This is a genomic window from Sorangium sp. KYC3313 (assembly GCF_052075895.1).
Taxonomy (GTDB): domain Bacteria; phylum Myxococcota_A; class Polyangia; order Polyangiales; family Polyangiaceae; genus Sorangium; species Sorangium cellulosum_B.
The window spans coordinates 7,118,089-7,133,340 of sequence record NZ_CP197255.1 but is presented as its reverse complement, the minus strand read 5'-3'; the positions used below and the strand labels follow the sequence as shown (position 1 = coordinate 7,133,340).

The 15,252-nt window shown below is 70.1% G+C and carries 9 protein-coding genes; 5 read left to right on the top strand and 4 right to left on the bottom strand.

From position 1 onward, the window contains the following. Nucleotides 1–121: 121 nt before the first annotated feature. The 4 genes from ACSRUE_RS27600 (at nucleotide 122) to ACSRUE_RS27585 (ending at nucleotide 6,573) form a co-directional block, all read left to right on the top strand. Entirely contained in the window at nucleotides 122–2,866 is a 2,745-nt protein-coding gene (locus ACSRUE_RS27600) for a bifunctional acetate--CoA ligase family protein/GNAT family N-acetyltransferase (RefSeq protein ID WP_441286203.1), read from the top strand. Between the two features lie 184 nt (nucleotides 2,867–3,050). Then, entirely contained in the window at nucleotides 3,051–4,037 is a 987-nt protein-coding gene (locus ACSRUE_RS27595; RefSeq protein WP_441286202.1) for a protoglobin domain-containing protein, read from the top strand. 973 nt (nucleotides 4,038–5,010) lie between these two features. Beyond that, nucleotides 5,011–5,400: a hypothetical protein gene (locus ACSRUE_RS27590; protein WP_437944419.1), complete on the top strand. Its 390-nt coding sequence runs from the start codon at nucleotides 5,011–5,013 to the stop codon at nucleotides 5,398–5,400. An 87-nt stretch (nucleotides 5,401–5,487) separates the two neighbouring features. Continuing rightward, nucleotides 5,488–6,573 (top strand): hypothetical protein, encoded by a 1,086-nt coding sequence (locus ACSRUE_RS27585; protein WP_441286201.1) that lies wholly within the window; start codon nucleotides 5,488–5,490, stop codon nucleotides 6,571–6,573. Between the two features lie 367 nt (nucleotides 6,574–6,940). Here the strand turns inward: ACSRUE_RS27585 and ACSRUE_RS27580 are convergent, their stop codons facing one another. The 3 genes from ACSRUE_RS27580 to ACSRUE_RS27570 form a co-directional block, all read right to left on the bottom strand. Beyond that, nucleotides 6,941–8,710, bottom strand: a complete 1,770-nt coding sequence (locus ACSRUE_RS27580) for a CotH kinase family protein (RefSeq protein ID WP_441286200.1) — start codon at nucleotides 8,708–8,710, stop codon at nucleotides 6,941–6,943. A 295-nt stretch (nucleotides 8,711–9,005) separates the two neighbouring features. Then, a complete protein-coding gene (locus ACSRUE_RS27575) occupies nucleotides 9,006–9,791 on the bottom strand; it encodes a response regulator transcription factor (RefSeq protein ID WP_441286199.1) in 786 nt (261 codons plus the stop codon). A gap of 410 nt (nucleotides 9,792–10,201) precedes the next feature. Continuing rightward, a complete protein-coding gene (locus ACSRUE_RS27570) occupies nucleotides 10,202–11,323 on the bottom strand; it encodes an alpha/beta hydrolase family esterase (RefSeq protein WP_441286198.1) in 1,122 nt (373 codons plus the stop codon). Between the two features lie 354 nt (nucleotides 11,324–11,677). On the opposite strand from ACSRUE_RS27570, the gene ACSRUE_RS27565 reads away from it, so the two are divergent. Continuing rightward, nucleotides 11,678–12,514, top strand: coding sequence for a polysaccharide deacetylase family protein (locus ACSRUE_RS27565; protein ID WP_441286197.1), 837 nt, complete (start codon nucleotides 11,678–11,680; stop codon nucleotides 12,512–12,514). A gap of 37 nt (nucleotides 12,515–12,551) precedes the next feature. Here the strand turns inward: ACSRUE_RS27565 and ACSRUE_RS27560 are convergent, their stop codons facing one another. After that, on the bottom strand, nucleotides 12,552–14,885 hold the full coding sequence (locus ACSRUE_RS27560) for a glycoside hydrolase family 15 protein (protein WP_441286196.1): 2,334 nt from the start codon (nucleotides 14,883–14,885) through the stop codon (nucleotides 12,552–12,554). Between the last annotated feature and the right edge of the window lie 367 nt (nucleotides 14,886–15,252).

Here is a 15,252-nt window from a genome sequence, read left to right as displayed (position 1 = left end):
GCCCCTGCTCTGGTCGCAGAGACTCCCCATGCACCAGGGCCGGCCGTGTGGCACGACGGCCATCGTCGTTCCCGCGCGACGGCCCCTGGTGCGTTCGCCCCATCCACCCTCGAGGAGCTTCATGGCTGACTCCGTACCCATGACCGACCGTGCCCACGATGTCCTTCGTCAGGAGCCTCAGAGCCTCGACCCCATCTTCAGGCCGCGGAACGTCGCGGTCATCGGCGCGACCGAGAACAGCGGCGCCGTCGGCCGCACGCTCCTCTGGAACCTGATCAGCAACCCGTTCGGCGGCACCGTCTTTCCGGTGAACCCGAAGCGGCAGAGCGTCCTCGGCATCAAGGCCTATCCGAGCATCGCGGCCGTGCCGGCGAAGGTGGATCTCGCGGTCCTCGTCACGCCGGCCGCGAGCGTGCCGGGCCTCATCGGCGAGTGCGTGGACGCCGGCGTCCCCGGCGCGATCATCATCTCGGCGGGATTCAAGGAGATGGGCCCCCCGGGCGTCCAGCTCGAGCAGCAGATCATGGAGCGCACCCGCGGGAGGATGCGCATCATCGGCCCGAACTGCCTGGGCGTCATGAACCCGATCGGCGGGCTCAACGCGACGTTCGCGAAGGGGCAGGCGCGGCCGGGCAAGGTCGCGTTCATCAGCCAGTCCGGCGCGCTCTGCACGGCGGTGCTCGACTGGAGCCTCCAGGAGCAGGTCGGCTTCAGCGCGTTCGTCAGCGTCGGCTCGATGCTCGACGTCGGCTGGGGCGACCTGATCGACCACCTCGGCAACGACCCGAAGACGAGCAGCATCCTCATCTACATGGAGTCGATCGGCGACCCGCGCGACGCGCGAGCGTTCCTGTCGGCGGCCCGCGAGGTGGCGCTCACCAAGCCGATCATCGTGATCAAGCCGGGCCGCAGCGAGGCGGCGGCGAAGGCGGCCGCCTCGCACACCGGCTCGCTCACCGGCTCGGACGAGGTGCTCGACGCGGCGTTCCGGCGCGTGGGCGTGCTGCGCGTGAACGACATCGCGGACCTGTTCTCCATGGCCGAGACGCTGGCCAAGCAGCCCCGGCCCCGCGGCAACCGGCTGTGCATCGTCACCAACGCCGGCGGCCCGGGCGTGCTGGCGGCGGACGCGCTCGTCGCGAACGGCGGCGAGCTGGCGCCGCTCTCGCCGGAGATCCTTGGCGAGCTGAGCGGCTTCCTCCCCGCCGCGTGGAGCCGCAACAACCCGGTCGACGTGCTCGGCGACGCCGGCGCCGATCGCTACGCGAAGGCCCTGGAGATCTGCGCGAAGGACCCGAACAACGACGGCGTGCTGGTCATCCTCACGCCGCAGGACATGACCGAGCCGACCCAGACCGCCGAGGCGCTGCGCAAGCACGCGCACGTCGAGGGCAAGCCGGTCCTCGCCAGCTGGATGGGCGGCGCGGAGGTGGAGGCGGGCAAAGCCATCTTGAACCGCGCCGGGGTCCCGACGTTCGAGTACCCCGACACCGCCGCTCGCGCGTTCTGCTCCATGTTCCGCTACGCGTACGCCCTCCGGGGGCTCTACGAGACCCCGAGCACGGACGAGCGGGCGCTGAACGTCGATCGCGAGAGGGCCAGGGAGCTCATCGCCGGCGTCCGCGCGTCGGGGCGGACGCTCCTGGATGAGGTGGAGTCGAAGCAGCTCATGGCGGCGTACGGCATCCCGACGGTGCCGACGGCCGTCGCGAGGAGCGCGGACGAGGCCGTGGCCACGGCCAGGGAGATGGGGTATCCGGCCGTCCTCAAGCTGTACAGCGCGACGATCACCCACAAGACCGACGTGGGCGGCGTGAAGCTCGATCTGCGCGACGACGACGCCGTGCGCAGGGCGTTCGAGGAGATCCAGGAGAGCGTCTCCCGGCGGGCCGGCGCGCAGCACTTCCAGGGCGTGACGGTCCAGCCGATGATCTCGCTGAAGGACGCGTACGAGATCATCCTCGGCAGCTCGATCGATCCGCAGTTCGGCCCGGTGCTCCTGTTCGGGGCCGGCGGGCAGCTCGTCGAGATCTTCAAGGACCGCTCGCTCGGCCTGCCGCCGCTCAACGCGACGCTGGCGCGGCGCATGATGGAGCAGACGAGGATCTACCGCGCGCTGAAGGGCGTGCGCGGCCGCAAGCCCGTGGACCTCACGGCGCTCGAGCACCTGCTCGTGAGGTTCTCGCAGCTCGTGATCGAGCAGCGATGGATAAGCGAGATCGACATCAACCCGCTCTCCGTGAGCGCGGAGGGGGCCATCGCCCTCGACGCCCGCGTCGTCCTGCACGCGCCGGACACGCCGGAGTCCTCGCTCCCCCGATCGGCGATCCGCGAGTATCCCACGCAGTACGTGACGGAGCTCAAGAGCAAGGACGGACAGGCGTTCACGATCCGGCCCATCCGCCCCGAGGACGAGCCGCAGATGGTCGAGTTCCACCAGAAGCTGTCCGAGCGGACCGTGCGGCTCCGCTATTTCTACCCGATGCAGCTCGACCTGCGCACCGCGCACGAGCGGCTGACGCGCGTCTGCTTCGCGGACTACGACCGCGAGATGGCACTCGTCGTCGAGAAGCCGCCCGCGGGCGGCGCGCAGCGACAGATCATCGGCGTCGGCCGGCTGAGCAAGCTGCCAGGCACGCGCGACGCGGAGTTCGCCCTGCTGATCAGCGACGAGCACCAGAGGCAGGGGCTCGGTTCACGGCTGCTCGGCCTCCTCGTCCAGATCGGCCGCGACGAGGGGCTCTCCCGCATCAGCGCCGACATCCTGGCCGACAACGTGGAGATGCAGCGCGTGGCGCAGAAGCTCGGCTTCCGGCTGACGCGCGAGATCGGGGACTCGACCGCGAGGGCGGAGCTGACGCTGTAGGCGCGCAGTCGCGGCCGACGCCGATCGCGTCTGCGAACCACGCACGCCTTGCGCGGCGTCGCAAATCTTGCACGTGATGAGGGCAGAACGAGCCGCCCAGCACTCGTCGAGAGGGAATACGACCGGGACGTATCTACTTTGGCCCGAAGCGTGCTATCGCCCTTTCTCCTCTCAAAGACCCATCATGGCCCAAGACAGAATATCGTCGCGACCGCTCGATCGCGAAATCGAGGATCGTCGCGCGTTTTTCCAGATCACCGACGAGGATCTCGCGTGCGTCGCGGCGCTGCGGCCGCACGCCGAGAAGCGCACCGAGAGGATCGTCGACGCGTTTTACGAGCTGTTGCTCGCCTTCGGGCCGACGCGCCAGCTCTTCCGCGACGGCGACTCCCTGCGCCGCGTGAAGCAGCTGCAACGCGAGTATTTCCTGGGGCTCTTCACCGGCAAGCTGGACCGGGCCTATGTCGAGCACCGGCTGCACGTCGGCGCGGCGCACGCGCGCATCGGCGTCGAGCCCACGTGGTACCTCGGCGCGTATCGCCGGTACATGCACCTCCTGCTCGAGGCGTTCTCCGAGGACATCGGAGATCCTGCAGAGGTGGTGCGCGCGTTCAAGAGCGTCCAGAAGCTGGTCTATTTCGACGTCTCCCTGGCGCTCGACGCGTACTTCTCCACGACGTTCGACGTGTTGAGGCGCCATGAAGCGTCGATCCGCGCGATGTCCACGCCGATCATCCGCGTCCACGACGCCGTGCTGCTCCTGCCCCTGGTCGGCGCCATCGACGATCAGCGCGCGCAGCAGATCATCGAGGCCGTGCTCCAGCGCGTGAGCGAGGAGCGAGCGCAGGTGCTCCTCCTCGACATCGCCGGCATCTCCACGGTGGACGCGCAGATCGCTCGACACCTGGTGAAGACCACGGCCGCCGTGCGGCTGCTCGGGGCCAGCGTGGTGCTCACAGGGGTCCGCGCCAGCCTGGCGAAGACCCTGGTCGAGATCGACGCCGACATGTCCGGAATGCACGCGGTCGGAGAGCTGGCCGCAGGGATCAAGCTCGCGCTCGATATCATGGGCATGGCGATCATGCCCAAAGCAGAGCGCCAGCGCACGGCGGAGCCGCCGGCGCACGCCGCCGAGCGGGGCCGGCGGCTCGCGTCCGGCGGCGCGCGGTGATCCCCCGCCACCGCGCGCTACGCGAGCTCCGCTTCTTTCACGTAGACGGGATGTCGAAGAGCGGCTCCTCGCTGAGCTCGTGCGGCGTCACCGCCACCGGCGACCGCCCGATGAGCTCCGGGATGAGCCCGAAGCTCACGAGCTCCTCCGGCGGGCCGGCGCCGAACAGGTCGCCCAGATCGACGGCGCTCCTCGACTTGAGTGAACCAGGACTTGCAGGTCGTCCGGGTGGTCGACGTGGAAGATCGCGTCCACGTCACAGCGCCGGCGACGATCACACGCGTCATTCCGCCATCCTACCCTCGAAGCGCGCGGAGCGTGAGCATCAGGAGGTACACACCCCCGCCTGGCCCTCCCGGCGCAGTCGCCCGCCCGCCGAACCATCCCGCTCTGTGGGCGACCGCCTCGCCGAGCGTTCTCGCGGCGAATTCCGCCCCATCATCTCAACGAGCAGGGGATCGAGAAGTCCCCCTCGAGCCACGCGTGTGCCTTGTGGTGCGGATGCGGGCTCCTTCCCCGGCGAGCGGCAAGCCGGCGGCGATCCCCCACCGCGAGGTGCAAGCCGGCGGGACAGTTCACGGGGCGTGATCGCGGCGGGCGGGCGGCGCCCTCGACGGCCCAGCGGCGACGGTGCTGGGCGGGGCCCCCTGGGGAGCTCTGGCAGAGATCGAACGAGCGGCTTCTGCCATGGACGCGGCAGCCGAGGCCGTGATTGCGCTCGAGCACGCAGGAAAGGCTGATCATCCGGCGGTGGCGAACCGGCTGAGCTCATCTCCGCGCGCCAGGGAAATGATGGCCCGGTTTGGTCGCAGGAGCCGCCCCTGGCCAACGGAATAGCGCCTTCGCGGCGACCGAGAGGCGCTCGCGAATAGGCAGGTGTTCGCTTTGCAGGTCCAGAGAGCTAAAGCCAGGCGATCCCGGCGCCGTACCGCCTGAACGTCGAGGAGAGCCCTCTCCGAGCAGGAGGACGTCGATGGCAGACTCGCTCAACCCGTACCAGGACTTTGTCGCCTGCCACCCGAAGTTGCGGGAAGCGGTGTCTGAGGTCGTCGCCGACTGGGAGCCCGATTCGGCGCCCGCGACGGTCGTCTTCGGCCACATCGGGCGTGCGCTCGTCCAGCTTGAGTCCGACCTCGATGACACCACGCTTGATGAGGTCTCGCGGCTCGTGGAGCGCTCGCTGTCAGGAAGTGGCCCAGCGGCAGATGCGGTCGCGACGGGGCTCTTGGAGGCAATCTGCGCCCGCAGCGTCGATGCCCCTGCCGCCGTCGCGCGCGTCGTCTCTCATCTGGGACCCGATGCGCGCGCTTACATCCGCGCCTGGGATGCCTTCACCGGAACGACGACTCCGGGCGTCACGTAATCGTGTGAGCGGCCATGAATGGCGGGCACCGCGCTGCGCCGCCAGCGTCACCGCTTCACGCCACGAGCTCGCCTGTCGGCGGCGGCCGTGGTAGCGCTGCTCCTCATGCCGAAGGCCGCGCGCACGACGACGAAGAGCGGGACGCGCTCCCCGCAGGGACGCCGTCGCGCCCGCGTCTACACGGCGTGGCACCCGGTGCTCGTCGCGCTCCTCGAGCACGTGCTGCCCGCGGGCTGGTATCAGTGCATCTCGGAGTTTCAGCTCGCGCGCGAGCCGCTCCGCGTCGACCTCGTCATCCTCCGGCGCCGGCGGCGCGGCGCCCCGCCCAGGCCGAGCCTTCTCACCAGCGTCGTGGGCGGGCTGGCCGAGCACACCCTCGTGCACTTCAAGGGGCCGACCGACGAGCTCGAACGCGACGACGCCCGCATGCTCCTCGCTTACGCGCTGCAGTACCTCGTCGTTGCAGAGATTGAGGCCCCCTCCTCCGTCGCCCTCCGCGTGCTCGCGCCCCGCCTGACCCCGCGCTTCGTCGAGGCGCTGAGATCGCTCGGCTGCGCGCTCACCCCGACGGGCCCGGGCACACACGAGGGTCGGCTCTGCGTCTTTCCGCTGCGGGTGGTGGAGACGGTGCCGGCGAACGCTCGCGAGGGCGACCATCTGCTGTACACTGTGACGCCTGGGATGGTCGCCGACCCCGGCGGGATCCCGGCGCTCTCCCCGGCGGAAATCACGGTGTTCTGGACGCTCCTGGAGCATGTCGAGCAGCTTCGACGTCCGCTCCCGGGGCAGAGGAAGCGGCACATGAAGGACGAAAAACGGGTGGTCGAGAGCTTCGAGAAGGTGCTCACGCGCCTCGTCGCGCGGGTGCCGCCCAAGCAGCGCCTCGCCGGGCTCGCCCCCGAGCAGCTACTCGCCGGGCTTGCCCCCGAGCAGCGCCTCGCCGGGCTCGCCCCCGAGCAGCGCCTCGCCGGGCTCGCCCCCGAGCAGCGCCTCGCCGGGCTCAGCGAGGCGCAGGCGGTGCTCGCCCTGCCGGACGCGGTGCTCCGGGCGTTGTCCGCGGAGTACATCGAGACGCTGCCTCGCGAGACGCAGGCGGCGATCCAAAAGCGCCTCGGGGCGGCCTCGCGGCGGCGGCCGGCGCGTCGGCGAAAGCCGCGCAGCCCTTCGAGATGACGCCTCGACGCCGGAATCGGCGTCGGCCGAGGCGTGTCTACCTGGGCGCGGACGACCGGGGCAAGCGCCACGGCCTCCTGGGGAGCGTGAACGGGCTGTCGCTCCTCGTCAGCTTGCCGTACGCCGTGCTCGCTCATTGATTTTGCGGGCCTCGCAGCCCGTGGAGGGGATCAGCCACGAGGCGCGGCGCGGAGGCGGGCGCCCCGCTGCGCGAGGCGACCGCCGGGTGAGCCGCGCCCGCGCGCCGGACGCGCGGCCTCGCGGCGCTACGCCGACGGGTCGGCCACGCGGCCCACGAACAGGATCGCGCTCGTCGCGTTGTCTCGGATGAGAAGAAGAACGGGCGATCGAAGCGACGACTCGACCCTCACTGCTCGAGGTAGAGGGCGACCTCCGCTGTCCGTCCCTTGGCGTGGGCGATCAGCGTGGCGAGTCCGTTGTCGAAGTCCTCGGGCGTCGTGAGGTGCGTGTGCCCCTCGATCTCGCCCTCCGGCCCGACGACGTACGGCGCGATCAGGTCGTGCGCCGCCTTGAACCACGCCTCGGAAGCGGCCGCCTCGTACTCCGTGGCGGCGGCCTGCGCCACGTAGCCGCGGTAGACCTCCAGATAGACCGGATCGTCGAGCAAGAACCGGACGAGCGGCCATTGCTCGGTCACGTCGGCCATCGAGAGGGGCAGCGCCGTCAGCCCGATGTTCACGCCCGCGTCGGCGTCCGAGAATGCGAAGGTGTGATCCCAGGGGATCCACGTGAACTGCCCGCCCTTGTTCGGGTCCGCGTAGAGATAGTAGTTGTGCGGCAGGCGGCCGTACACGTCCCAGTCCTCGACCACCGCGTTCAGCGCGAACCAGTGCAGGAAGCCGTCGACGTCGAGGCGCGCCTCGAGCCCCGCGCGCCAGGCGGCGGCGTCGGTCCGATCGGCGTGCAGCGCGTCGAACAGCCCCCGCGCGTCCGAGAGATCGGTGTCGTCCTCGTTGTTCTCCTTGACGATGGTGTCGGGGTCCCACGTCTCCCACCGCGCGCCCGTGCCATCGGGCTTGTAGAGGTTGCCCTTGTGGCCGCCGAAATGGGTGTCGAGGAACGACTCGTCCGACGGGAGCTCGATGCCGGTGTACAGCCCGAAATAGACGGGCCCTTCCCCGTGATCGATGAAGACCCGGTAGAACGCGGTCGCGGGCGCAGGGATCCCCGCCTTGGCGAAGATGTCGGTGCCGATCTTCTCGCGCAGGAGCGAGGGATCCAGGTACCCGCTCGCGAACGACATCGAGTCGAAGCCGTAGAAGCGCTGATTCTTGATCTCGGGATACGCGTCCTCGAATCGGTCGAAGTTGAGGCGCAGCGGCAGCTTCCAGTTACCCGCGTTCCAGGGCAGGAGCAGGCTCGAATTGCCCTTGAAGCGGATGCCGACGTGCTTCCACTGCCGATCCTCGGTGGCGACGTCGCACTCGACGTAGACCGGCGTGCGCGGGAGCAGCTCGACGCTGCTGACGAGCCCCGGATCGCCGCCCCCTCCAGGGCCGGCCGGCATGCAGGCCAGCTCGCCCTCGACGTCGGTGCACGTCCCCTCGGTCTCGGTCCCGAAGATGTCGATCGAGCAGCCGGCGTCCGCCGCGAGCCCCTCGCAGGCGTCGATCCAGTCCTGCGGCGGCGTGAATTCGTCGGGGTCCTGCGGGTTCGGCTGGCAGGTCAGGCCGCCGGCGAGCGCCGCGCACGTCCCCGCGGTGTCGGATCCGAAGAGCGAGATCGTGCAGGCGTCGCCGGCCACGAGACCATCGCAGGCCGCGACCCACTCCGGAGGTGGCATGAATGGACCGGCCTGCGAGCCGAACTCGCCAGCCATGTCCGTCATGTCGTCGACCATCTGCTGCCACTGCCCGGGCGTGATGGTGATGTCGATGCGGGCAACCCGGTCCTGCGGGAACGCGGCGGCGTAATCCGGCGGCTCCGTGGGGGCGCCGCCCGCCGCGCCGCCGCCGCCGCCTGCGCCGTCGCCGCCCGCGCCCTGCCCTCCGGTGCTGCTGCTCGCGCCGCCGCCCGTCCCGGTCGCGCCGGGGTCGTCGGACGAGCCGCAGCCCACGAGAGGCGCGGCCGCCAACGTGGCGAAAGGCAACAGGCAACGAAGAATTCTCAAGATCATCGATCGCTCCTCAGCTCGCGTTTCGGGGCGATCTTATGTCAATTAGGCGTCGATCGCGTGACGAAACCTCGCGCCAGAAGCGTGCGGCATGCCGTCATCGGCCAGATCGGCCCGAGGCGCAGGGCTGGGGTATGATGGTATTCTCCAGCCCCAGAATACACGAATTTCCCGAGCCGGCTCCGGCGGGTGCGCGTGTCCGCGATCGCCGGCCAGCACCTCGATCCGGCCTGCGGGTCGCGGTGGCGCTCGCCCTCTTCCACCGGCGATCGACGGACTGGCGCCGTCTCGCCGCGCGTCAGCCCAGGAGCCCCCGCTCGCCCAGCCACAGCGTCGCGCCGGCGCGGCTATAGATGCCGAGCTTGTCGTAGGCGTGGGCGATGTGATGCTGCACGGTCTTCTGGGAGATGTGAAGGACGACGGCGATCTCGCGGTTGGTCTTGCCGACCCCGACGAGCCGCAGCACCTCCAGCTCGCGCGCCGTGAGCGCCCTTCGCGACCGGACGGGCCGAGCGCGCCCGCCGCTGGCGCGCTCGCCGCTGGCGCGCTCGCCGCTCGGAGGAGCGCTCGGAGCCGGATCGGTGGCGAGCAGATAGTTGTACGTCGTCCCGCGTCCCCCGGCGAGGCGATGGGTCCAGATCGGGTTGGCGCAATAGAGCTCCAGCATCTCCTTCGTGTACCCGATCACGAAGTGCTCGAAGTACGGGTGCCAGGCCGGGAGGTCGTGAACTCGAAATTCGACGCCGGCATCCCGCAGCGCCGCCTCGGAGCGGCTGTCGGTCTCGGAGAAGTAACGATTCCAGAGGGTGGGAATGGTCGTGACCAGCGAGGAGATCCCCGGATCTCGGACGAACCGCTTCAGCGGGCCATCGACGAGCGCCCAGCGCGCCGACTCGGCCCCGAGCTCGAAGAGGGCGTCCTTGCGGTCCGGATAGAAGCGCCGCACGAGCTCGTCGTGGAACGTGAGGAACTCGGGAAGCGGAACCAGGCTGCTCGCCGTGATCGGCTGCCTGAACCACGGGTGGCTCAGCGCCATGTCACGAAAGAGGCCGCGCCACGCTTCCGAGCCGAATCTCCGGCTCACCAAGGTTTTCCGCGTCAGGATTGTGGTTCCGCTGACCTTCATGGGAAGCTCGTTGAGCCTCCCGCTGGACGACGAAGCCGCTCGGGAGGCAGGCTCCCAAAGTATCACTCGCCACGTCGAACGATCAAGGCGTCAGCCACCAACGCGCGAGTTCGCGTGTCACGCCGCAGCTACGATCACGCGGTATTCGCGCACCGGCAGCAGATTCTTCTGATGGCGCTGCAGGCCGACAGACCGCGCTGTGGGATGCGTAGCGTCATTGCATCCCACAGCGGGTCGTATCTCGATGTCAGCGGAGTCGCACGAACGCGGAGGCGGGTGTGGGCAGGACGGCGACGATCGAGGGACGCCGCGCGCCGGAATGAGGGGACGCGCCGCGTCGAGGGCGCGGAGCGCGCGTCAGGAGGCGGTCACGGCATGACGTGCCGCTTCAGGACCGGCCAGCCGACCGCGGCGTTGCCATAGTCGTGGCCCCCTCCCTGCTTCGTGCAGAGGGCCACTTCGACGCCGCCCTCGCAGTTCGAGAAGGTCGAGCAGCCCTTGCTGTCTTCGGCCGATGGCGAGCCCGTGCACTTGTTGATCTGGCCCCACTTCTCGAGGGTCGATTTCGCCCCGAGGAACGTGATGGGCATGCCGCTCACCACCGCGGAGTATCCACCGGCGTAAGGCACGATCGGATCCCCGGTGCTGCGGAACGAGATCACGGTGATCGGGCGCGATGGTTTGCAATCGCCGACGTTCTCCTGCAGGAGATCGAAGGCGGCGGGCGCCACGGCGGCGAACGTATCGGCCGCGTGGCAAGCGAGGTAGTGGGACATTCCACCTCCCATCGAGAAGCCGACCGCGTAGATGCGCTTGGGGTCGATGCAGGCGCTCTCCTGGATCTCGGCCACCATCGCCTTGACGAACGCCACGTCGTCGGTGTTCTTCACGCAGCAGGGCCCCACGTTCCAGGCGCCGCCGGACGGGCCGGACAGCCCTGACGGGAACGCCATGATCACCCCCTCCGGGTCGGTCTGCGCCGGATACGGCGAGCCCGACCGCTCCGACGGGCCAGAGCCGCCGAGGGGGTGGAGGTCCACCACGAGGGGCACCGGCTTGCTGCCGTCGTACGCGGCAGGGACATGCAGGACATAGCTGCGGTTCGAGCCGCCGATCGTGATCGTCTTGTTCGTGTCGCCGGCCCTCAGCGCGGGCGACGGACAGGTGATGGCCTCGCCGCCACCGGCGCCGCTCGTGCTGGCGCCGCCGCCGGCGCCGCTCGTGCTGGCGCCGCCGCCGGCGCCGCTCGTGCTGGCGTCGCCGCCGGCGCCGCTCGTGCTGGCGCCGCCGCCGGCGCCGCTCCCACCGGCGCCATCGCTGCCGGTGCTGCTGCCGCTGGCCGAGCTCGTCGTGCCTCCCGACCCGCTGCCGCTGCCCGAGGTGCTGCTCGTGCTGGCGCCGGCGGCGGGGCCGCCGCCGTCGCCGCCGGCGCTGGTGGTCCCGTCGCTATCGCCACCGCAGCCCCAGAGGGAGATGCCGAGCGCTCCCAATACCAGAATCAGCTTCGGTAAACTCGTTCGTCCGTACATCATTGGTCAGCACCTCTGTCCGGTGGGTTCAAGACCGCCATCCGGTGCTCGGGCCATGTCCTCGGAAGCGTGGGACAGCGCCGCCCCTCGTTTTCCCGGCTCGCCGTCCGTCGTCACATCACCCGATGCACGTGGCTGTCATATCCGACGTCGCTGGCTCGAGGCATGGGCATACTGGCCTATGCCTCGACGCCGCAGCCGCTCGCCGCCGCTCGCCGTCCCGGGAGCATCTCCAGGCATTCCGGGAAGGCGCAGAGAGCGCGCTGGTCTCCCCGGAAGGGCGCCGGAGGCCCGGGCACGATCGATGATACGGCGATGTGTTCCGTGGAGATCGTGCCCACGGAGAGGGGCTGTGCGCGCCCCGCGACGCTCCGACAGCAGGCGGTGCTGGCGTTCGTCGTGGCGTGCCTCGCCGCCGTCCTCCTCTCCCCGGTCCACCTGACGCGGCGTCCCCCGGGCGCCCTTGTCGTATCCATCGAGTTCGACGACACGCTGGCGGATCAGCTCTCCGTGCGCTCCATCCTCGCCGAGCACAGGATGCATGCCACGTTCTTCGTGAACAGCGGTGTACTCGACCGCCCCGGCTACCTGACGGTCGCGCAGCTCCGCGCGCTCGCGTCCGACGGCCATGAGATCGGCGGCCACACCATCAATCACGTGCGGCTGCCCGGGCTCAAGGTCAGCGAGCAGCGCCGGCAGATCTGCGATGATCGCCGCGCCCTCCTCGCGCTGGGCTTCGCCGTGAGCGACTTCGCCTACCCCTGGGGCGCCCACGACAGCGTCAGCGTCGAGCTGGTGCGCTCCTGCGGTTACGACAGCGGAAGGCGCGCGGGCGGGCTCGCGTTCCCCTCATGCATCGTGTGCCCACGGGCGGAGTCCATCCCTCCCCGCGACCCCACCGCCACCCGCGCGACCGGCTCCCTCACCCGCAGCCAGGGCGTCCCCACGATCCAGGCTCTCATCCGCAGCGCGCAGCAGGACGGCGGATGGATACAGCTCATCTTCCACCATGTCTGTGATGCCTGCGGCAAATACAGCATCTCCAGACAGGACTTCTCCACCCTCCTGGACTGGCTCGCGGAGGAGCGCGACGCGGGCCGCGTCGTCGTCCTGACCGTGCGGCAGGTGATCCACGGCGAGGTGCCTCGCTAGGCTGCCCGTGGCGCGGACGAGGCAGCCCCGAGGCAGATCAGTCGCGGAGCGGAGGAGCCACGCTCGTCCCGCGAGGACGCGCGTCCCCTCGGGTGGCGCCTCCGGGGCTGCTCATCGGCAGGCGGAAGAGCGTCGCGTCGTCGTGCGCGCGCAGGGTCAGGACGAACTCGGAGTGCGCCCACCCGAGCGGCGCCGCCGAGCCGGTCGGCTGGCCGGCGCGGGGCCCGCGATCGAAGACCTGCTCCGGCAGCATCTGGGACGAGGTCGCGAAGCGCCCCATCGCGTCGAGGTAGGGCCGCATCCGCTTGCGCGCCGCCGCCGGCGAGCTGGGCTTCTCGAGCGCCTTCGCGAGCTCGTACTCGGCTCTCTCGCCCGTGAGAATCGGCCACAACATGCCTCGTGTCCGCTCGCCCGTGAGCGGGTCGAAGCCATACCCATCGCCGACATAGCGATAGAATCCGGGGCCGACCCCGGGGACCTCGACGCGCAGCGCGGCGTCGCAGGCCGCCAGCGAATCGGCGATGTTCGCCGCGTGCGCCGGGCGCACCCCGAGGACGACGAGCCTGAGGAAGCCGCAATCGACGATGTCGCGCTCCAGCCAGGAGCGCCCACGCAAGACGTAGCGTCGCTCGTCGTTCGGGTCCCTCGGGGCGTCCGGGCTGCCGGTCCCGTCGACGCGCACGAAATACCGCCCGTTGGCGGTGCCCCCCTGGGTGGTGAACGTCCAGCCGTCGATCTGCCGGGCCCAGCGCTCGGCCGTCTCTCTGTACCGGGCCTCGCGCTCGGGGTCACCCATCGCGCCCGCGATCTCCGCGGCATGGACGAGCGCGGCGCAGACGAAGGCCAGGGTCGACGGCGAGACGCCCGAGACCTCCTCCCATCGATCGAGCGGGGTCCAGGGGCCGAAGGCGACGAGGAAGTCGGCGGCGCGGCGCGCGAGATCCCAGCACGCATCCGCCGCGACGAGCCGCGCCTCGACCACGTGATAACAGAGGTCGATCGGCTGCGCGACCTGATCGAGCTCCAGGCCTCTCCAGTACGGTTCTCCGTCGGACCAGGTGTTCTGGTAAAATGAACCCTCCTTCGAGACATGGAGAGAGCCGAAATCCCAGGTGCCGTCCGACGCGGAGAGCTGGATCCTTTTCATGAACCGCATCGCGGCCACGGGCGAGCGCGCGTCGCCTGCGGCGAGCAGCGCGAGCGCGATCTGGCTGAGATCGCGCGGCCACACGAGGTGGTAACCGCCCGTGACCCTGCTCGAGGTCCTCGGCGAGATCGCGCTCGCCCGGTCGAGCCTGACGTCGCCCCAGGGCACGGACGGCGACGCGATGAAGGCCCCAGGGTGCGCCCTGTCCTCGAGGGACTTCATCACCGCCACGGAGCTCCGGTAGAGGCGCGCGAGGTCGGGCGAAGCGCGCCCGAGCGGGCGGAGGGACGCCTGATAGGCGCGCCACTGGGCGCGGAATCTGTCGAGGAGCGCGTCGGGGTCCTCGCGGAGCGACGCCTGGGCGGCGCGGTGGGCGTGGTCGATGTCGCGTCCGAAGCCGAGCGCCAGCGTGAGCTCACAGACCCCGGGCGAAAGCGGGAGATCCAGCTCCCCGGTCAGCACGACGTCCCCGTCCCTCGCGTCGCGGTAGTGCGTGGTCAGCGTGCGGTGGTTCTGCAGGTCCCGGTAGCCGTCGCTCTCGGCGCCCGAGAAGCCGGCGGTGGCGTCGCGCCAGGGAATGGAGGCCACGAGGGCCTGGGCGAAGGGGCCTTGCCAGGCGAACAGCCCCGCCCCCGGCGCGCCTCCGGTGCTCGCCATCGCGCTGTCGCCGAGCGGCGTGTTCCCCGCGCTGGGGTTGTGAAGGACGAAGAACCTGAGCCCTCGGACTTTCCTGGTGATCTTCAGGCGCTGCAGGACCACGTCGCGGTCGGGATCGGCGAAGATGATCTTCTCGATCTTGAACCTGCCGCGCGGATCTTCCGTGATCACCCGGAAAGCCGGCACGCCGCGCTCGATCCAGCGGACGCTCCGCCGTGCATCTCGCCGCTCCTCGAAGAGGGCTCTGTCGGCCGCCGTGACGAGCAGCTGGCTGTCCCGCGTCTGCGGGGTATCGTTCGTCGGCCAGAATACCTCGGTCAGGACGCCGCTCGCTCCGGTGAACCATACATTGCTGATCGGAGCCGTGTCGGAGCGCGCCGAGTACTTCAGGTCCTCGTCGTAGCTCTCGTACGCGGCGCCGAAGAGATCCTTGGAGCCGTGAGACCAGCTTCCCGCGGACGAGGACCCAGGCGCCGCGCCGGAGGGCGTCGCGGCGCTCGCCACGTCAGCGAGCGGGAGCGAGGCCCCAAGGGCTGCGACCAGCAACGTTCTCCCGAGAATTCGCATGGACCGGCTCCGAGCTGCGATGAACGCGCAGCGCGTCGGTCTCGAAACATGCAACGCCCGGTCCATTGACGCTCACCCAACCGCCCTCAACGCATGGCCGACGCTCCTCCGCTGGAGTCATCGGCCTAGCGCGGCGCGGTGTGCGTCTCCTGCGCGCGCCGGCGTGAGCGCCGAGGTTCCCTTCCGCAGCGCGCGTTCCGCCATCCCGCCCGCGCGCGCTGCCGCAAGGCAGGCCGGTTGCCGCTGTCGCGCGCGGTGAAGAAGGAAGAGCGCCATGAAGCGGACAGCCGCGTGTGGGGCTCGCAGACCAGAGCGTCATCGCGCGATGCCCACGTTCGTTCGGCCAGCGCATCCGATTGATCGACGC

Excerpts from the sequence above, each read along its gene's own strand:
- ACSRUE_RS27600 (WP_441286203.1), top strand. The coding sequence starts at position 122 with ATGGCTGACTCCGTACCCATGACCGACCGTGCCCACGATGTCCTTCGT.
- ACSRUE_RS27595 (WP_441286202.1), top strand. The coding sequence starts at position 3,051 with ATGGCCCAAGACAGAATATCGTCGCGACCGCTCGATCGCGAAATCGAG.
- ACSRUE_RS27590 (WP_437944419.1), top strand. The coding sequence starts at position 5,011 with ATGGCAGACTCGCTCAACCCGTACCAGGACTTTGTCGCCTGCCACCCG.
- ACSRUE_RS27580 (WP_441286200.1), bottom strand. The coding sequence starts at position 8,710 with ATGATCTTGAGAATTCTTCGTTGCCTGTTGCCTTTCGCCACGTTGGCG.
- ACSRUE_RS27565 (WP_441286197.1), top strand. The coding sequence starts at position 11,678 with ATGTGTTCCGTGGAGATCGTGCCCACGGAGAGGGGCTGTGCGCGCCCC.
- ACSRUE_RS27560 (WP_441286196.1), bottom strand. The coding sequence starts at position 14,885 with ATGCGAATTCTCGGGAGAACGTTGCTGGTCGCAGCCCTTGGGGCCTCG.